This window comes from Pyxidicoccus fallax (assembly GCF_012933655.1).
GTDB lineage: Bacteria > Myxococcota > Myxococcia > Myxococcales > Myxococcaceae > Myxococcus > Myxococcus fallax.
The window spans coordinates 44,330-62,994 of record NZ_JABBJJ010000019.1; the positions used below are offsets into that span (position 1 = coordinate 44,330).

Annotated in this window: 16 protein-coding genes; 14 read left to right on the forward strand and 2 right to left on the reverse strand. The window is 69.7% G+C overall.

The genetic code is table 11. The features are described from left to right. The first annotated feature begins 83 nt into the window (after positions 1-83). The 4 genes from grpE (at position 84) to HG543_RS06330 (ending at position 4,750) form a co-directional block, all read left to right on the forward strand. On the forward strand, positions 84-950 hold the full coding sequence (gene grpE, locus HG543_RS06315; protein WP_169343797.1) for a nucleotide exchange factor GrpE: 867 nt from the start codon (positions 84-86) through the stop codon (positions 948-950). Positions 951-955: 5 nt separating this feature from the next. Continuing rightward, a complete protein-coding gene (gene dnaK, locus HG543_RS06320; protein WP_169343770.1) occupies positions 956-2,779 on the forward strand; it encodes a molecular chaperone DnaK in 1,824 nt (607 codons plus the stop codon). Between the two features lie 103 nt (positions 2,780-2,882). Next, the gene (locus HG543_RS06325) at positions 2,883-3,182 is read left to right on the forward strand and encodes a hypothetical protein (RefSeq protein WP_169343771.1); all 300 of its coding nucleotides are present in this window, start codon (positions 2,883-2,885) and stop codon (positions 3,180-3,182) included. Between the two features lie 116 nt (positions 3,183-3,298). Continuing rightward, the gene (locus HG543_RS06330) at positions 3,299-4,750 is read left to right on the forward strand and encodes a serine/threonine-protein kinase (protein ID WP_169343798.1); all 1,452 of its coding nucleotides are present in this window, start codon (positions 3,299-3,301) and stop codon (positions 4,748-4,750) included. A 51-nt stretch (positions 4,751-4,801) separates the two neighbouring features. Here HG543_RS06330 and HG543_RS06335 read toward each other — a convergent pair whose 3' ends face one another. Beyond that, entirely contained in the window at positions 4,802-5,668 is an 867-nt protein-coding gene (locus HG543_RS06335) for a YsnF/AvaK domain-containing protein (RefSeq protein WP_169343772.1), read from the reverse strand. Between the two features lie 350 nt (positions 5,669-6,018). Between HG543_RS06335 and HG543_RS06340 the strand changes: the two genes are divergently transcribed. The 10 genes from HG543_RS06340 to HG543_RS06385 all read left to right on the forward strand — a co-directional run bounded on the left by HG543_RS06340 (position 6,019) and on the right by HG543_RS06385 (position 16,617). Beyond that, entirely contained in the window at positions 6,019-6,519 is a 501-nt protein-coding gene (locus HG543_RS06340) for a hypothetical protein (RefSeq protein ID WP_246356803.1), read from the forward strand. A gap of 37 nt (positions 6,520-6,556) precedes the next feature. After that, on the forward strand, positions 6,557-7,264 hold the full coding sequence (locus HG543_RS06345) for a YsnF/AvaK domain-containing protein (RefSeq protein ID WP_169343773.1): 708 nt from the start codon (positions 6,557-6,559) through the stop codon (positions 7,262-7,264). A gap of 121 nt (positions 7,265-7,385) precedes the next feature. Beyond that, positions 7,386-8,600, forward strand: a complete 1,215-nt coding sequence (locus HG543_RS06350; protein ID WP_169343774.1) for an ABC transporter substrate-binding protein — start codon at positions 7,386-7,388, stop codon at positions 8,598-8,600. Further along, positions 8,600-9,520 carry a branched-chain amino acid ABC transporter permease gene (locus HG543_RS06355; protein ID WP_169343775.1) on the forward strand — a complete coding sequence of 307 codons (921 nt, stop codon included), beginning with the start codon at positions 8,600-8,602 and terminating at the stop codon, positions 9,518-9,520. The genes HG543_RS06350 and HG543_RS06355 overlap by 1 nt, the downstream gene beginning before the upstream one ends. Before the next feature lie 2 nt (positions 9,521-9,522). Then, the gene (locus HG543_RS06360) at positions 9,523-10,587 is read left to right on the forward strand and encodes a branched-chain amino acid ABC transporter permease (protein ID WP_169343800.1); all 1,065 of its coding nucleotides are present in this window, start codon (positions 9,523-9,525) and stop codon (positions 10,585-10,587) included. Then, complete coding sequence (locus HG543_RS06365; RefSeq protein ID WP_169343776.1) at positions 10,584-11,465, forward strand: ATP-binding cassette domain-containing protein; 882 nt, start codon at positions 10,584-10,586, stop codon at positions 11,463-11,465. The genes HG543_RS06360 and HG543_RS06365 overlap by 4 nt, the downstream gene beginning before the upstream one ends. Then, positions 11,462-12,217: an ATP-binding cassette domain-containing protein gene (locus HG543_RS06370; RefSeq protein WP_169343777.1), complete on the forward strand. Its 756-nt coding sequence runs from the start codon at positions 11,462-11,464 to the stop codon at positions 12,215-12,217. The genes HG543_RS06365 and HG543_RS06370 overlap by 4 nt, the downstream gene beginning before the upstream one ends. A 195-nt stretch (positions 12,218-12,412) precedes the next feature. Next, entirely contained in the window at positions 12,413-13,177 is a 765-nt protein-coding gene (locus tag HG543_RS06375; protein WP_211193764.1) for a hypothetical protein, read from the forward strand. Between the two features lie 164 nt (positions 13,178-13,341). Next, positions 13,342-15,786 carry a sialidase family protein gene (locus tag HG543_RS06380; protein WP_169343779.1) on the forward strand — a complete coding sequence of 815 codons (2,445 nt, stop codon included), beginning with the start codon at positions 13,342-13,344 and terminating at the stop codon, positions 15,784-15,786. A gap of 63 nt (positions 15,787-15,849) precedes the next feature. After that, positions 15,850-16,617: a methyltransferase domain-containing protein gene (locus HG543_RS06385; protein ID WP_169343780.1), complete on the forward strand. Its 768-nt coding sequence runs from the start codon at positions 15,850-15,852 to the stop codon at positions 16,615-16,617. Between the two features lie 9 nt (positions 16,618-16,626). Here HG543_RS06385 and HG543_RS06390 read toward each other — a convergent pair whose 3' ends face one another. Then, positions 16,627-18,651: a putative metal-binding motif-containing protein gene (locus HG543_RS06390; RefSeq protein WP_169343781.1), complete on the reverse strand. Its 2,025-nt coding sequence runs from the start codon at positions 18,649-18,651 to the stop codon at positions 16,627-16,629. Positions 18,652-18,665: the final 14 nt, after the last annotated feature.

Consider the following 18,665-nt stretch of genomic DNA (forward strand, 5'->3'; position numbering starts at 1 on the left):
AAATGAAGCGGCCTGCTCGTACTCCTGGGCTGGGTACTGGCGGGCCCGCCCCGCTGTTGGATCGGCTGGCGGCGCATGAGATAGTGCGCGCCGTGGCCGGCGCTAACGAGAAGGGCAGCATCCAGACGGACATCGGTCAGGACGTCATCGACGCGGCGGTGCGCAGCGTCGAGCGTCACATGGACCCCGACGAAGAGGTGACCGTCATCGAGGTGCAGGCTTCCGAGCCTGCCTCCGCGGAGACCTCCGACGTTCCTCCCCCCGAGGGTGGCTCCGCCGCCCCCAGCGCGACGCCCGAAGAGGTGGAGGCGCTGCGCCAGGAGGTGGAGTCGCTCAAGGCGCAGCTGGAGTTCAGCCAGGCCAAGGGCCGCGAGACGATGGAGCGCCTGCGCGAGGCGCACGAGCGCGCCAAGGAAGCGCAGGAGCGCACCGTGCGCGCCGCCGCGGACCTGGACAACTACCGCAAGCGCGCCTTGAAGGAGAAGGAGGAGGTCCAGCGCTTCGGCTCGGAGAAGCTGCTCAAGGACCTGCTCCCCGTCATGGACAACCTCGACCGCGCCCTGGAGGCGGCGGCGAAGTCTCCGGACATCGACAGCTTCCAGAAGGGCGTGGCCATGACGCGCAAGTCCTTCGAGGACGCGCTCGGCCGCCATGGCGTGAAGTCCTTCAGCGCGAAGGGGCAGCCCTTCGACCCGCGCATGCACGAGGCCATCCAGCAGGTGGAGACGGCGGACGTGCCCGCCGGCCACGTGGCCTACGAGGTGGTGCGCGGCTTCTATCTGAACGAGCGGCTGGTGCGTCCGGCGCTCGTCGTCGTCGCCCGGGCTCCCGCGCCCGTGGAAGCGACACCCGTCACTCAACCGGCGGAGGTCGCGGCGACCTCCCCGTCCAGCGATGAGGGGGCCTCCACGCCCCCGCAGTCCGAGAACTCTTCCGGGGGGAGTCAGTAAGCGTCATGGGCAAGGTGATTGGAATCGACCTTGGGACGACCAACTCGTGCGTCTCCGTCATGGAGGGCGGCGAGCCGGTGGTCATCCCCAACAGTGAAGGCAGCCGCACCACGCCTTCCATGGTGGGCTTCACCGACTCCGGCGAGCGCCTCGTGGGGCAGATCGCCAAGCGGCAGGGCATCACCAACCCGGAAAACACCGTCTTCGCGGTGAAGCGGCTCATCGGCCGCAAGTTCGACTCGCCCGAGGCGAAGAAGGCCATCGGCGTGAGCTCGTTCCGCGTGGCCTCCAGCCCCAACGGGGACGCGTGGGTGGAGATTCGCGGCAAGGGCTACAGCCCGCCGGAAATCTCGGCCATCGTGCTGATGAAGATGAAGCAGACGGCGGAGGACTACCTCGGCGAGCCCGTCACCGAGGCCGTCATCACCGTCCCGGCCTACTTCAACGACAGCCAGCGCCAGGCCACCAAGGACGCCGGCCGCATCGCCGGCCTCAACGTCCTGCGCATCATCAACGAGCCCACGGCGGCGGCCCTGGCCTACGGCCTGGACAAGGTGAAGGACGGCGGCACTGAGCGCATCGCCGTCTACGACCTCGGCGGCGGCACGTTCGATATCTCCATCCTGGAGCTCAACGCCGGCGTCTTCGAGGTGAAGAGCACCAACGGCGACACGTTCCTCGGCGGCGAGGACTTCGACCAGCGCCTCATCGACTACCTCGCCAAGCGCTTCGCCGAGCAGAACAACGGCCTGGACCTGCGCAAGGACCGCATGGCGCTGCAGCGCCTGAAGGAGGCCGCCGAGCGCGCCAAGCACGAGCTGTCCAGCGCGCCGGAGACCGAGGTCAACCTCCCCTTCATCACCGCCGACGCCACCGGCCCCAAGCACCTCACCGAGACGGTGGACCGCGCCACCTTCGAGGCACTGGTCTCCGACCTCATCGACCGCACGATTGAGCCGTGCCGCATCGCCCTCAAGGACGCGGGCGTGACGGCGCAGCACATCAACCAGGTGCTCCTGGTGGGCGGCATGACGCGCATGCCGCGCGTGCAGCAGAAGGTGAAGGAGTTCTTCGGCAAGGAGCCGCACAAGGGCATCAACCCGGATGAGGTCGTCGCCGTGGGCGCGGCCATCCAGGGCGGCGTGCTCAAGGGCGAGGTGAAGGACGTCCTCCTGCTGGACGTGACGCCGCTGTCGCTGGGCGTCGAGACGGCTGGCGGTGTCTTCACGAAGATCATCGAGAAGAACACCACCATCCCCTGCAAGAAGAGCCAGGTGTTCTCCACCGCGGTGGACAACCAGCCGCTGGTGAGCGTGCACGTGCTCCAGGGCGAGCGCGAGATGGCGGCGGACAACAAGACGCTGGCCCGCTTCGAGCTCGTCGGCATCCCCCCGGCGCCGCGCGGCGTGCCGCAGATTGAAGTGTCCTTCGACATCGACGCGAACGGCATCGTCCACGTCAGCGCCAAGGACCTGGGCACCGGCAAGGTCCAGCAGGTGCGCGTGGTGAGCAACTCCGGCCTGTCCGAGGCGGAAATCCAGGGGATGATCGCCGACGCCCAGTCGCACGCGGCGGACGACAAGAAGAAGAAGGAACTGGCCGAGCTGCGCAACAACGCGGACGGGCTCATCTACACCACGGAGAAGAGCCTCGAGGAGTACGCCAGCCTCCTGTCAGAGAAGGACCGCGAGGAAATCAAGTCGGACCTGGAGCGGCTCAAGGGCCTGCTCAACACCTCCGACGCCGCCGCCCTGAAGGACGCCTTCCAGCGGCTGGAGGGCAGCGCCTACCGCATCGCGGACGCCATCTACACGGGTCAGGCGAGCTGAGCTTCCGGGCCCTGGGCCCTCCGGGCTTCACCCCGGGCGCGTGCAATCATTTCCGCGCCCGGGCGTAGCAGACGGTACCCCGTCGTCCCGCGAGGCAGGCGCCATGGAAGACATCGTCGATAGCATCGTCACCCTCTTCATCGTGATCACGGTGGTGGGCATCCCCATGATGGGACTCACCCTGCGCTTCTCCCTCAAGCCGCTGGTGGACGCCTTCATCCGCCTGCGCGAGGCGCAGCTTGGCGCCTCCGACAACGCCCTGCTGCGTGAGCGCGTGGCGCACCTGGAGCGCGTGCTGGAGGCGCATGGCCTCATGGACCTGCGCCAGCCTGTGTCCCTCCACCAGGACTCCGTCGAGCGTCTTCCAGCCAACGTTCCCTTGAAGGACCGGGAGCGCGTCTAGGTACGGGGTTACCCGTCTTCCAGGGATGACGCCCATGGGTGTTGAATGCACCCGTGGACTTTCCCTCACTGCAGACGGAGGTCGCGTTCCTGCGCGGCCTGGTGGCCGTCCACCGGATGGCCGACGACATCCTCGAGGACTGCCTGGAGCGCGGGCTGGACCTGGACGCCGGGCTGGATGTGTTCCTCACGCAGTGCGCGCGCATGGTGCACGCGCCCGCGGGCTTCGTGTCGCTGCGGGGCACGCGGGGGCCGGTGCTGACGCGCGTGCTGGGCGACCTGGGCCCGGGCGTGGACGTCTTCCAGGCGGCGCACTGGACGGGGCCCCGGCGGTTGCAGGACGGGCGCATGCTCTTCTGCACCCGGCTAAAGCTGGGGAAGCTGGAGCTGGGCGGCCTGGGGCTGGTGGTGGAGGGCCGCTTCGACGACGGCGGCGTGCTGGTGATGAAGCTGGTGGAGGCCATCGGCGAGCAGCTGGACACGGCGGTGCTGGGCTTCCTGGCGCTGACGGACGGGCGCGGCGCGCTGGAGCGCCTGGACGACCTGGCCCACGACGATACGCCGGAGCCGCGCGGGCGCATTGGCCGCTATGACGTGGTGACGCCGCTGGGCACCGGCGGCATGGCGCAGGTGCTGGTGGCACGGGCGCGTGGGCCGGAGGGGCTGGGCCGGCTGGTGGCGCTCAAGCGCATCCTCCCGCACCTGACGGCGGACCCGGCCATCGTCCAGCAGTTCCTGGACGAGGCCCGCATCGGCCTGCGGCTGTCGCACCCCAACCTGGTGCACGTCTACGACTTCGGCGAGGCGCAGGGCGCGTACTACATCGCCATGGAGCTGGTGCGGGGCGTGGACCTGGACCGGCTCATCCGCTCGCTGAAGGGGCCGCTGGAGCCGGCGCACGCGGTGGCGGTGGTGGTGCAGGCGCTGCACGGACTGCACGCGGCGCACTCGCTGCGGGGCGAGGACGGCGCGCCGCTTCAGCTCGTGCACAGGGACTTGTCCCCGCACAACCTCATGGTGGGGTTCGACGGGCGGGTGAAGGTGCTGGACTTCGGCGTGGCGAAGGCGCGGTCGCAGCGCACGGTGACGCTGCCGGGCATCGTCAAGGGCAAGCCGCTGTACATGTCCCCGGAGCAGGCGCGAGGCCAGCGGCTGGACGCGCGCAGTGACTTGTTCGCCATGGGCCTCATCCTCTACGAGGCGCTCACGGGCAAGCGCGCCTTCGACCGGGGCGACGAGCTGGCCTCCATGCATGCCATCTGCGACGAGCGGCTGCCGCGGCCGCACGTCATCCCCCAGCCCTTGTGGGACGTGATGGAGGTGGCGCTGGCCAAGCGGCCCGAGGCGCGCTTCGGCGGCGCGCAGGAGATGGCGGACCGGCTGGCGGACGTGTGCACGCCGGCGCGAGACACGGAGCTGGCGCGGCTCACGTCGAGGCACTTCCCGGACCGGCTGCGTCAGTTCAACCAGCTGGACCGGACGGAGGCCGCCGGACGGCCCGGCGTGAAGGACGCGCAGGCGCAGGTGGAGACACTCGTGCGTGCGGCACCCCGAGGGGCCGCGCGCTAGGGAAGGCGCTCCGGGGCGCGGGGTACCCCGGGGGCCTACGTGCTTCAGCGACTAGTAGCCGCGCTTGAGCGGGTCATCGCTGGGCGCGCCCAGCGTGCGCGAGCCGCCCTCCACGTCTCCGTCGGTGCGGATGTCCACGTCCTCGCGGCGGACGCTCTCCGCGACGCGGCGCTCCTCCTCGATGGCGTCCTTGTGGATGACGACCTCCTCGTCCACCACGGCGCGCTTCTGCACTTCGACTTCCTCGGCGCGCAGCGGCACCACGATGGTCTCCTCCTGGAAGGAGGCATTCATGGCCGGGCGGTCCGGCGTCACGTCGCGGCGCTCCACGCGCACGCGCTCGCGGCGCACCGGCACGTCCACCACCTTCTCCTCCTCGATGACGTCCTTGCGCACGCGCACCTCACCGGCCTGCCGCTCGCGCTTGAGGACGTCCAGCTCCTCCTTGTGCACGGGGATGGCGATGTCCTCCGAGCGGCCCGTCATCGTGCGCTCGGTGCCGAGGTTCGCGCTCGCGCTGGCACCGAGGTTGGTGTCGCGGCCCAGGCCGCTGCCGGACAGTGTGTCCGCGCTGGTGCCCAGCCCCGTGGCGCCGTAGCCCGTCGTGGTGCTGCCGGTGGCCGGCACGCCCACCGCGCCGGGGCCCACGCCCGCGCCGCCGCCCAGGCCCGCCGTCGCGCCCGCGTCGTAGCGGTTGTCGCCAGACAGCCCGCGCAGGGCCTCCTTGCCGTGGTTGAGGATGATCTCCCCGCCGCGGATGTCGCTGATTTCGGAGTACCGGACGAGGTAGTCCTTCGGGAAGAAGAGGCCCTTCTCGATGTGGAACTCGCCGTCGCCCACGGCGAACACCTTGCCGAGCTTCTCGCCGTCGACGCTACGAACGATCATTCCCTCTCTCACATCGCTACGCTGGAACATGGCTGGCTCCTTGTAACCAGGGTGGGGTGTTTGCCGGAGCGGAAGGCCCCCGGGGCCCTGGTGCGGTGACTGCCGGCTCGTGCGCTGCACGATGCCGCGGGTTTTTTCCGCCCCGGTCTCATCGGGAAGGTGGGAGTGAGTGGGCCGAACGACAGTGGGCGACCGCCGACGCCAGAGGGCTCGGCACCGCGCCTGCCCGCCCGAACGCGCGCACGACTCCTCGCTCCCCCTCAAGCCAGGGAGCGAAACGGCGGGCGGGCATTCCCGCGAGGGCTTCTCACCCGAAGAAGGCCCGCCCCACCTTCCGTACGCGTGCCAACAGGCCGCGAGTGCCCACGTGGGGAGAGTCGATGCACACCAGTCAGGCGAGCACGCGTCAGGGGCGGTGGAGCGGACTGTTGCTGGGAGGCGCGGCGGCGAGCGTGAGCGCGCCCCTCCTGCTGGGAGGCTTGCGGAGGGTGCTGGGCCTGGAGCGCCGGGGCTCGCCCGTCCGCGTGCGCTGGGCGGCGGGGGTGATGGGCGCGCTGGTGGCCGGAGGGCTGGCGCGCCGCCGGCTGAAGTCCTCGCATGAGGAGGCGGGCCGCGTGTCCGCGGAGACTCCGGTCGACACCGAAGCCATGGCGCCCCCCGAGCCCGCGGCGGAGCCTCCTTCCGAGGACGACGTGGCGGCCCTGCTCGACTGGCGCAGGGCGGTGAGAAGGCGGCGGCTGGCCGCGCTGGAGCCGCGCGCGGCGACGGTGTCCGAGCCACCCGGGCGCGAGGGTGCCCGGAGCATGGAGCGGGGGCCCCGGCGGGGGCCCAGCGGCAGGGAACAACCCTGGCACGAGGCGCTGGCGACCACCTCCGGGTGAGCCGCGGGCGCGTGCCGGACTTCGGAAGGAGCACCACATGCGCTGGGACGTAAAGGAAGGGATGCGGGTCATCACGGCGGACGGTGCGCGGCTGGGCACCGTGGTGGGCTGTGGCGGGGAAACCTTCGTCGTCGAGCGCGGGGTGCTCCGGGCGCGGGACTACGTGGCGCGCTTCACGGACATCGTGGCGATGCGCGACGGCGAGGTGCACCTGGGCCTCACCCGCGACGAGGTGATGCCCGGGCCGGGCTCGCGCGAGGCGGCCGCCAACGGCCGTCCGGAGACCCTGCGGTCCGGCGCGTTCGGCGAGTCCCAGGACCTGGTCATCCCCCTGGCCCATGAGGAGGCCACCCCGCGCATCGTGACGCACGAGGTGGGGCAGCTGCGCCTGCACAAGGTCGTCCGGACGGAGGTGAAGCACTTCTCCATCGCGGTGCGGCGCGAGGAGCTGGTGGTGGAGCGCGTCACCGTCGAAGGCCCGGAGGGCGTCCGGCCCCGAGGAGCGGACGCACGGCCCGTGCCGGGCGGGGTGGCACCTTTCGAACAGGCCACCTTCGTCATCCCCCTGCACGAGGAGCGGGTGGAGTTCACCAAGACGGCCCACGTCTGGCAGGAGGTCTCCATCTCCAGGTCCACCCAGGAGGAACTGCGTCAGGTGCACACCACCGTTCGCCGGGAAACGGCCGAGGTGGAGGAGCGAGGCGAGGTGCTCCACGATGGCCCGGTGGACGGGCTGCACTCCTGACTGACGCGGTGCACGGAGCGTGTGGGGGTGGTTCGGGCCCGGCTGCGAGCTTGACCCATGGAGAGGGCTCTCCTAGAAAACCGGGGCTTTGTCGTCTCCCCCCTGCTGAGGGAAGCCCCGCATGCGACGAATTGCCCCGATGCTGCTCGCCGCGCTCGCCGTCCTGGCGGCCGCTTGCGAGAAGAAGACGCAGCCCGCCCCGTCCGGTGAGGGAGGCGCGCAGGCCACGCAGCAGGGGCAGCCCGCCGCGCCCGGCGGCGGCAATGTCCCCGCCAGCGGTGACGTCATCCTCCTGGGCCAGGTGGGCGCGCTCACCGGCGGCCAGGCCACCTTCGGTATCTCCACCCGCAACGGCATCGAGATGGCCCTCAAGGAGGCCAACGCCGCCGGTGGCGTGAAGGGCAAGAAGCTGGCCATTCGCGTCTACGACAATCAGAGCAAGCCGGAGGAGGCCGCCCAGGCCACCACGCGCCTGATTACGCAGGACAAGGTGGCCATCATCCTCGGCGACGTGGCCTCGTCCAACTCGCTGGCCATGGCGGAGAAGGCGCAGGCGGCGGGCGTGCCGATGATTACGCCCTCGTCCACCAACACCACCGTCACCCAGAAGGGCGACTACATCTTCCGCGTCTGCTTCATCGACCCGTTCCAGGGCTACGTGATGGCGAAGTTCGCCCGCGAGGACCTGAAGCTCAACAAGGTGGCGGTGCTGCAGGACAACAAGAGCGCCTACTCCATCGACCTGTCGGACGTCTTCACGCGCAAGTTCACGGAGATGGGCGGGAAGATCACCACCACGGAGAGCTACAGCCAGGGCGATACGGACTACCGCGCGCAGCTCACCGCCATCCGCAAGACGCAGCCGGACGGCATCTACGTGCCGGGCTACTACAGCGAGGTGGGCGTCATCGCCCGCCAGGCGCGCGAGGTGGGCCTCAAGGTCCCGCTGATGGGCGGCGACGGCTGGGACTCCGAGAAGCTCTTCGAGCTGGGCGGCAGCGCCATCCAGGGCAGCTACTTCTCCAACCACTACTCGCCGGACAACCCGGACCCGCGCGTGCAGAAGTTCATCTCCGAGTACAAGGCCACCTACGGCGGCGTGCCGGACGCGCTGGCGGCGCTGGGCTACGACGCGGCCCGCGTGGCGATTGAGGCCCTCAAGCGTTCCAAGGACCTGTCCGGTCCGGCGGTGCGTGACGCCATCGCCCAGACGAAGGACTTCCCGGGCGTGGCGGGGACCATCACCCTGGACGACAAGCGCAACGCCGTGAAGTCCGCCGTCGTCCTGAAGGTCGGGGACGGCAAGACCGAGTACGTCACCACGGTCAATCCCTAATGGCGCAGCTTCTCCAGCACCTCATCAACGGTCTGGCCGCCGGCACCATCTACGCGCTCGTCGCGCTCGGCTACACGATGGTGTACGGCGTCCTCAAGCTCATCAACTTCGCCCACGGCGACGTCATGATGGTCGGCGTCTACATGGGCTACGCCACCGCCTTCGCGCTCGGCCGCGAGGCCCGCAACTCGCTGCTGGGCGTGGCGCTCATCTTCGCCGTGGCCATGCTGGGCTGCGCGCTGCTCGGCTTCCTCATCGAGCGGTTCGCGTACCGGCCGCTGCGCGAGAAGCCCCGGCTGACGGCGCTCATCACCGCCATCGGTATCTCCTTCGCGCTGTCCTACGGCTTCCAGTTGGACATCGGCTTCCTGCCGGGCGCGTCTCCGCGCGCCTTCCCGGAGGTCATCGAGCCGAAGGAGTGGATTGTCATCGGCGACCGCGACGTCGTCGTGTGGAACTGGCAGGTCATCAGCTTCCTCATCGCCGTGGCGCTGATGGTGGCGCTCCAGTACCTCGTGTTCCGCACGCGCTTCGGCCGGGCGATGCGCGCGGTGTCCTGGGACCACCGCGTGGCGGCGCTGATGGGCATCCCCACCGACCGCGTGATTGCCCTGACGTTCATGCTGGGCAGCGCGCTGGCGGCGGGCGCGGGCCTGCTGTACGCCATCAAGGACACGTCGGTGAGCCCGCTGATGGGGCTGTACGTGGGCCTGAAGGCCTTCGTCGCGGCGGTGATTGGCGGCATCGGCCACGTGCCGGGCGCGGTGGTGGGCGCGCTGGTGCTGGGGCTGGTGGAGGAGTTCGTCGTGGGCTACGCGGCCAGCACCTGGCGTGACGCGGTGGCCTTCGGCTTCCTCATCCTGGTGCTGCTGGTGAAGCCGGGCGGGCTCTTCGGCCGCGTCGCCGCGGAGAAGGTGTGATGATGGAGACCCCCGCGCTCCCCGTCCCCGAGGCCCGCTCCGTCATTCCGGCGGGCCTCCGCGGCATCTTCCCCGTCCTGGTGGCGCTGGTGCTGCTGGCGCTGTTCCAGTGGCTGGTCAGCGAGTCCCCCTTCGCCGTCTACCTCCTGTCGGTGATGGGGGTGAACATCATCCTCGCGGTGAGTCTCAACATCGTGAACGGGATGACGGGCCAGTTCTCCATCGGCCATGCGGGCTTCATGGCGGTGGGGGCGTATATCTCCGGCGTGCTGTCGCTGAACCTCAAGGAGGTGGCGCTGTCCTTCCTCCCGGTGGCGGCCAGCGACCAGGTGCTCTTCACCGTGGCGCTGCTGGTGGGCGGCCTCGCGGCGGCGGCGTGCGGCTTCCTCGTGGGCCTGCCGTCGCTGCGGCTGCGCGGTGACTACCTGGCCATCGTCACGCTGGGCTTCGGCGAAATCATCCGCGTGGTGGTGCAGAACACGAACGCGTTCGGCCGCGCGCTGGGCCTGTCCGGCATCCCCCAGTACTCCAGCCCGTACATGGTCTACTTCTGGGTGTTCCTCGTGGTGCTGGTGGCGCGGCGCATCGCCGGCTCCAGCCACGGCCGCAGCCTGTGGGCCATCCGCGAGGACGAGGTGGCCGCCGAGGCCATGGGCGTGGACACCACGGGCTACAAGGTCCGCTCGTTCGTCATCTCGTCGTTCTTCGCGGGCATCGCCGGCGGGCTGTTCGCGCACTTCGTGCCCATCATCAACCCCGGCTCCTTCACCTTCGTGAAGTCGATGGAAATCGTCGTCATGGTGGTGCTGGGAGGCCTGGGCTCCACCACGGGCGCCATCGTCGCGGCCATCCTGCTGACGCTCCTGCCCGAGGGCATGCGCTCGCTGTTCAACGCGCTGGGCACCGAGGGCTCGCTGGCGCAGAAGGTGGACCAGATTCGCATGCCCATCTACGGCCTGCTGCTGGTGGTGCTGATGCTGTCCAGGCCGCAGGGGCTGTTTGGCGTGCGGGAACTCTGGGACGTGCTGCCGCGGTGGATTCCGCGCAAGCGCAGGGGGCTGTCGTGAGCGCGGCCGTGAGCGTGACGGGAGGGGCCCAGGCCCCGCTGCTCCAGGCGGACGGGGTGAGCATCCAGTTCGGCGGCCTCAAGGCGCTGACGGACTTCTCGCTCACCATCCGCCAGGGGGATTTGCTGGGCCTCATCGGCCCCAACGGCGCGGGCAAGTCCACCGCGTTCAACGTGCTGACGGGCGTGTACCAGCCCACCCGCGGCGACGTGCACGTGGGCGGCCAGCGCGTCAACGGGCTCAAGCCGCATCAAATCAACCACCTGGGGCTGGCGCGCACCTTCCAGAACATCCGCTTGTTCCGCGCGCTCACCGCGCTGGACAACGTGAAGGTGGCGTGCCGGGCGCAGGGCGCGCTGCACCCGCACGTGCTGGGCGTGGGCGCGAAGATGAAGAACGCGCTGGGCAACTACCGCGACTGGTGGCGGGCGCTGCTGCTCACCCCGGGCTTCCAGGCGGAGGAGCGGGAGTTGACGCGTCAGGCGGAGCACCTCCTGGAGGTGATGGGCCTGTCGCACCGCCGCGACGAGGAGGCGCGCAACCTGCCCTACGGCGAGCAGCGCCGGCTGGAGATTGCCCGCGCGCTGGGGACGAAGCCCAAGGTGCTGCTCCTGGACGAGCCCGCGGCGGGCATGAACACCCGCGAGAAGGCGGACCTGATGGTGCTCATCCGCAAGCTGCGCGACGACTTCCAACTGGGCGTGCTCGTCATCGAGCACGACATGAAGCTGGTCATGGGAATCTGCGAGCACATCACCGTGCTGGACCACGGGGAGACGATTGCCCGGGGCGCTCCGGCGCAGGTGCGCAGCGACAGGAAGGTCATCGAGGCCTACCTGGGTGACAGCTACCTGGAGAGCCACGGAGGGGCGGCGTGAGCGAGGCGCAAATCAAGACGCTGGGCGAGCGCCGGTCCTTCCCGCCGCTGCTGACGGTGGAGGGCATCAAGGTGCACTACGGCGCCATCCAGGCGCTGAAGGGTGTGTCGCTCACGGTGGGCAAGGGCGAGGTGGTGGCCCTCATCGGCGCCAACGGCGCCGGCAAGACGAGCACCCTGCGCGCGGTGAGCGGCATGCTCAAGCCCAGCGCGGGGCGGATTACGCTCGAGGGCAAGGACACCACGTCCCTCAAGGCGCACCAGCTGGTGCCGCGGGGCATGGCGCACGCGCCGGAAGGCCGCGGCGTGTTCCCCAACCTCACCGTGCTGGAGAACCTGGAGCTGGGCGCGTACCTGCGCAAGGACACGGCCGCCATCCAGGAGGACCTGGAGAAGGGCTTCACGCTCTTCCCGGTGCTCAAGGAGCGGCGCAAGCAGCTGGCGGGCACGCTGTCCGGCGGCGAGCAGCAGATGCTGGCCATCGCCCGCGCGCTCCTGAGCCGGCCCCAGCTGCTGCTGCTGGACGAGCCGTCCCTGGGGCTGGCGCCGCAGGTGACGGAGACCATCTTCCGCACCCTGCGCGATGTGAACGCCACGGGCGTATCCGTGTTGCTGGTGGAACAGAACGCCCACCTGGCGCTCAACTCGGCCCACTATGGCTACGTGCTGGAGACGGGCGAGGTGGTAATGGCGGGCCCCGGCAAGGCGCTGCTGGAGAGCGCCGAGGTTCGCCGCGCGTACCTGGGCGAGTAGGGTCGCCGGAGCTTCCGGGGTGTCCTGTAATCAAGGGGGGGTACCCCCGAGACGTCCGCTCGCTGACGGATGCCGATGAAACAAGTCGCACGGAAACTGGCAAGCCCCCCAATCTTGGGTAGTCAGCAGGCAAGCAGTTCGTTTACCTTCATTCAATCGACGCACCGCGTTCAACCTCCATCAGGAAACGTGCCCATGCCCCCGGTGTCCCGACTTCTCGCCGCCGTTGCCACCCTCGCGCTGATTGCCGCCGCGTGCGCCGGTCAGCAGAAGACCGCTGACAACCAGCAGGCCTCCTCCACGATTGAGGAGGTCCCCCACGAGGGTGGTGACACCGGGGCTGCTCCCACGGCCGACCCCGCCGCGGCGTTCGTCCAGGTGGACGCGCAGGAGGGCTTCTCGGTGAAGATGCCGAGCAAGCCGCAGGAGCAGCGGCAGAAGGTCACCATCCCCGCGGGTGAGGTGGCCACGGCGGCGTACTCGCTGCAGACGCCCGAGGGCGTCATCTACTCCGTCAGCATCGCGGACTACCCGGAGAAGGTCGTCGCCGCCCGTCCTCCGGAGGCCTTCCTCAACGAGGGCCGCGACGGTCTCACCAACCAGCTCAAGGGCACCGTCAGCAACGAGCAGGAAATCACCATCGACGGCTACCCCGGGAAGTCCTACACGGTGTCCTCGCCCAACGGCGAGGTGAAGGCGCGCAACTACCTGGTGGGCCCGCGCCTCTACACCATGCTCGTCCTCTACAACCCGAGCATCGGCGCGCCGGGCGCGGACGCGTTCCTCGGCTCGCTGGCGCTCGTCAACCCGCCGCCGCCGGTGGAGCGCGCTGGCGCGGGCGGCGCGGACGGCGGCGTGGGTGACGGCGGCATCGAGGGTGACGCTGGCGTGGACACGGGCGCCGTGGACGCGGGCGTCGCTCCCGACGCGGGCACCCGCCGCCGTCGCGGCACCCGCTAGTCCTCTCCGGGCTTCCGGCACGTTGCTCTTCGAGGTGGCGTGCCTGGACGCCCGGTTGCCTGACGGGCCCTGCTTGGGGCCCATGTGGTTGTTTCGACCCGGTTTCCTTGCCTGTGCCCCGGTCCCTAGCTTCCTTGCGCAGTTGACCGGGAGGGGGACAGGGAATGACGGGGCTGGCTGGTGCCCTGCTCGCCGCGGTGCTCGCGGCGGGCGGCACTTCGCTGGTGCCGGTGAGCGGGGGCAATGCCCTTACGCTCCCAGCCCAGCGTCACATTGTTCGCATCGAAACAGGTTCAGGACGCGCGCCGACGTGGCTGGTGGCCATCCAGCACGGGGGCCGGGACGGCAAGGGGCTGGTGCTGTACCGCTCCGAGGACGGGTTGCGCACCGTCCGTCGCGTGGCGGACATCCAGTCGGACGCCACGCACACGGACCGCGCGGAGCTGCTCGCGGTGGGGCGGGACGTGGCGCTGGTGTACTCGTACGAGGGCCCGAAGCTGGGGCCGTCGAGCCGGCATGACGTCTGGTTCCAGTGGTGGCGCTACCAGTCGGGCTCGGACACGTGGGTGCCGCAGCCGGCGGTGCGGGTGTTGGACTCGCCGGATTCCAGCACGGGCTACTCGCGGGCGCTGCTGGCGAGGGACTCGCGCGGGCGGCTGTGGGTGCAGGCCTTCCGGCTGGAGCCGGATGGCAGCTCCACCGCAGTGGTGTCGGTGTCCACGGATGGGGGCGCCACCTTCGTGCGCCAGCCGGACCTCGGGTGGGTGAAGCGCCGGGGCGGCGGGCGGCTGATGAGCGTGGGGACGAAGCTCGTCTTCTTCTACGCCATGCACGACGGCTTCGAGCCCACGCGGATGCGCGTGCGCAATGACTCGGACCCGCTGGGCACGTGGGGGCCGGTGCGCGACGCGTTCTCCGACGGCATCTACCACGGCGCGGCGCTGAGCGCGGTGGAGGACGGCAGGGGTGGCCTCCACCTCGTCTACAAGGACGAGACGGAGCGCCTCTACTACCGCCACTTCGACGGGACGTCCTTCGGGGCTCGCGTCCTGGTGGAGGGCACGTCCGACTGGGCGATGCAGGCGGCCATCACCCGCATCGGCGACACGCTGTACGTCTTCTACAACCGCATGCGCGTGCTGAACGAGCACTACGAGCTGCGCGTGCGCGTGCTGCGCGACGGGAGCTTCGGGAGCGCGGTGACGCTCGATGGGAATACGACGTTCAAGGGCTACCCCAACGCGGTGGCCGTGCTGCCCGAGGAGAGCACCGAGGTGCCGTGCCTGTTCGGCGATGCACCCGATGCCGCCTCGTGGGGCACCGTGTCTCGTGTCGCGCTCGCGGTGCAGCCGCAGCCTCCGCCGGATGGGGGGACGGATGGCGGCACGCCGTGGCCGGATGGCGGCACGGACGGTGGGACGGGCACGGACGGCGGTACGCCCTGGCCCGACGGTGGCACGGATGGCGGCACGGGGACGGATGCCGGTACGCCCTGGCCCGACGGTGGCACGACGACGGACGGCGGCACGCCCGGCACCGATGGCGGCACGGGCACGGACGGCGGGACTCCGGTTCCGGACGGTGGCACGTCGGCGCCCTTCACGCTGGAGGCCGTGCACACCAACACCACGCACGAGGTGCTCGCGGTGGACGGGGCGGGCACGGTGTACGCGCTGGCGCTGGACGGGAGCCGTTCGAGCCTGGTGGCGAGCACGGACGGTGGGCGCACCTTCGCGGCGCGCGGGTCGGGTGGGGGCAACTTGTGGACGGTGGCCGCGATGAAGAACGGCACGCTGCTGGCGGTGGCGAGCCGCAGCGGCGTCTATTACCTCCAGCGCTCCACGGACGGCGGGCGCACGTGGAAGGACGCGGTGAGCCTGGGCAGCTACCGCGCGCAGGGGCCCCAGAGCTTCGCGGAGCTGGGGAACACCTTCTTCTTCCTGGAGTACCAGACCTTCACCTCCTCGAGCGTGCCGGTGCGCCTGTGGGCCAGCGGAGACGGCGGGGCCACGTGGACGGTGCGCTCCACGCTGACGGCGCACCGGCATGGTTACGCGCTCTTCGCGGACGCCACGACGGGAGCGCTGTGGGCCACGTTCGGTAGCAGCACGGCGCAGTCGGCGGTGCTCCGCTCCACGGATGGAGGGCGGAACTGGACGAAGGTGCTCGGCGGGTACGCGGCGAACGGTGTGGCGGGCGTGGTGCGCTCCGACGGCTCGCTGCTGCTGGGCCAGTCCACGCTGTACGAGCCCGAGCACCCGAAGCTGCTGCGCCTCTTCCCGAGCGGACGCGTGGACGCGCTGATGACGCTGCCGGGCCCCGTGTACTCACTGCTCCCGGTGACTGGGGGCGGCTGGGTGATGGGCACGGGCTGGGCGAGCGCGGGCGACATCACCGCGCCGGGTGACGTGTACGCGCGCCTCTTCACGAGTGGGGACGGAGTGACGTGGAGGGAGACGCTGCGCTACGAGCGGCTGAGCAGCACGGAGTTCGGCCGGGCGGACGTGTGGGGTGTGCTGCCCTCGGGGGACCTGGTGGTGCGGATGGACAACATCCGTGGCTTCGGTACGGCGGGCCGGGGCTTCCAGGTGCTGCGAGTGAAGCGCTGAGCGGGCCGGTGCGTTACACCTCCTGGCGCGCGGTGCCTGCCGCATCGCCAGGGGGTGGACGTCATGTGGGATCCGAAGCAGTACTCGCACTTCCGTGACGAGCGGAAGCGTCCGTTCTTCGAGCTGCTGGCGAGGGTGGATGTGGACGCGCCCTCGCACGTGGCGGACCTGGGCTGCGGCACGGGAGACCTCACGCGCGTGCTGACCGAGCGGTGGCAGGAAGCGCGGGTGTACGGGGTGGACTCGTCCAGCGCGATGGTGGAGGAGGCGCGCCGCCGTCCCTCGTCGGAGTCACTGCGCTTCGATGTGGCGGACCTCGCGGGCTGGGAGCCGCCCGCGCCACTGGATGTGCTGGTCTCCAATGCGGCGCTGCACTGGGTGCCGGACCACGGCGCGCTGCTGCGGAGGTTGGTGGAGAAGCTGGCGCCGGGTGGGGTGCTGGCGTTCCAGATTCCGGCGAACTTCGACGCGCCCTCGCACCGGCACATCGACGAGGTGCGGGCGCTGCCACGCTTCGCGACGAAGCTGGAGTCGGTGCGCCGGGGCCATGCTGGGCCCATCGAGGTCTACGAGTCGCTGCTGTCCGACCTGGGGCTGACCGTGGATGCGTGGGAGACGACGTACCTGCACGTGCTGCCGGGCGAGGACGCGGTGCTGGAATGGCTGCTGGGCACCACGCTGCGGCCGGTGCTGGCGGCGTTGAATCCGGAGGAGGGGAGGGCCTTCCTGGACACACTGCGGCCGCTGCTGCGCCAGTCCTATCCGGCGCACGCGCGAGGCACGCCGTTCCGTTTCACCCGCCGCTTCGTGGTGGCGCGGCGGGGGCGGTGAGTCACGTCATTAGGGCCACTGGGGCCAGTGGAAGATCTGGCCGCCTTCACCCACGACCCAGAGGTTCGCCGGGCTGGTACCGGCAATGTCGTTGAACCTGGCGCTGGTGGTTTCGTGGGCGACTCGCCAGTCCTGGCCGTCATAGCGGTAAATACGACCGGCGAAGGCGGTGGCGTAAGCGGAAGATGCGCCGAACGCGACGATGGAGGTCAGGTTGTCGGTGTGAGTGGCGGGGAAGGCCATCTTGCTCCAGGTCGCGCCATCCCACTTCAGCACGGTGTTGTCTGTGCCCACCGCGAACGCGAGCTTCTCGTTCACCACCCAGACTCCATTGAGGCGGACTTGCCCCACGTTGCTGGGGAGGGTTTCCTGCTGCCACTGCCCGTTGCTCGGGTTGAAGCGGTAGATGCGAGGGCTCGGCCCGGCCAGAGTCGCACCCACTGCGAACAGCGCATTCCGGTTGATGCCATGAACGTCATACAGGGGAGCAACCGGGGTGGTTCCGTAGGTGAGGGTACTGGCGCCATTCCAGATGAACGTCGAGCCTGCGCCGGACAAGTCGAAGGCGGGGGTCACGCCATGAATCTCAAGGTTGGTGCCGTTCCTGATGCCAACCAGTCCCCGGATTTCACGGTTCAGGTCCTGTGACGCGGTGCAGTTCAGGCTCCCGGGGTCCTGGATGTCGAGTCGACCCCCGAACGAGCCCATGTAGCCGCGGCCATTGTTCGCGTCGACCCAGAGCGCGTACCGGTCGACGTTGCTGCCGCACCCCTGCGTCGTCGCCTGGAACGAGGTGCCACCAGCGGGGAGCCGGGCGCGGACATCGTTGCTACCGACGACTCCCACCTCACCAGAGGCCAGTGTCACGACGGAGCGCCAGTTGAAAGTGATCGCCGACACGGTCTGGGCTACCCAGCGGGGATCGGAGCACACTGAAGTAGCCTCGACCTGGTCGTCGCAGTTGTTGTCCTCCGCGTCGCAGATCTCCGGCGCACCCGGGTACGTGAATGGGTTCCCCTCCCTGCAGTCACCAGCCTGCGTGATGTATCCGGCGCCAGGAGAGACGCAGGACCGGGTCACCGTGCCGCCGCCGTAGCCATCACCGTCCTCATCGAGCATCCAGTTCGACGGCTGCTGGGTGGTATTGCAGACGGCATTCCCGCTGACGGTGTCACACGCGTACTGGCCACTGCACTGGAACTCACCCATGCACGGCGTGCCGGGAGCGGGGATGCCCTCGTTCACGTTGCCGTCGCAGTTGTCGTCCACGTCGTTGCAGCGCTCCACCGCGCCGGGTCGCACGTTGGCGCTGCTGTCATCACAATCCGTCGCCGGGCCCGCGACGTAGCCCGCCGGTACGCCATTGCAGAAGGACTCCGCCGGAGCCTTCTTGTCACCGTGGCCATCCCGGTCCGCGTCCGGGTACCCCACGGTGCCATTGGGAACGTCGCAGACGACCTGCCCATTGTCCCCACAGCGGCGGGTACCCGAGCAGCTCTGGGCATTGGTGCAACTCTGCTCCAGCGACAGTTCCTGCTGGTCAGCCTGCCCATTGCAGTTGTCGTCCTCTTGGTTGCAACGCTCCGTGGCGCCCGGGTGGACATCGGCATCCCCGTCATCGCAGTCCGTACCGCCACTGCGAGTGGCCACATAGCCATCCTTGTCCCCATCCGTCGCGGCGAGCTGCAACGTCGCCTCGGTCACCTTGCCGGCCGTGAGCGTGACTTGCTCCGAGTTGCGCACCACGGGCGTGCCGGCGCAGGCGCGCTCGAAGGCGCGGGCTTCCACCTCCACGGTGTTGCCCCAATCCTCCTGGGCGAGCACGCCCACCAGGAAGGAGCCACTGGTGGGGACGCGCTCGTCCGCCACTTGCTCGGAGAGTTCCTTGCCGCTGGCCACGTCTCGGGCCATCACGAGCACACAGCCAGGTCGGAAACCGTCGTAGGCCACCGTGAGCCTCACGGCACCTTGAGCAGTCTCTTTCTTGCAACCCGCAAGCGCGAGGAGAGGGAGGAGCCACAGGACGCGTCGCATGGCGCCCATTCTAT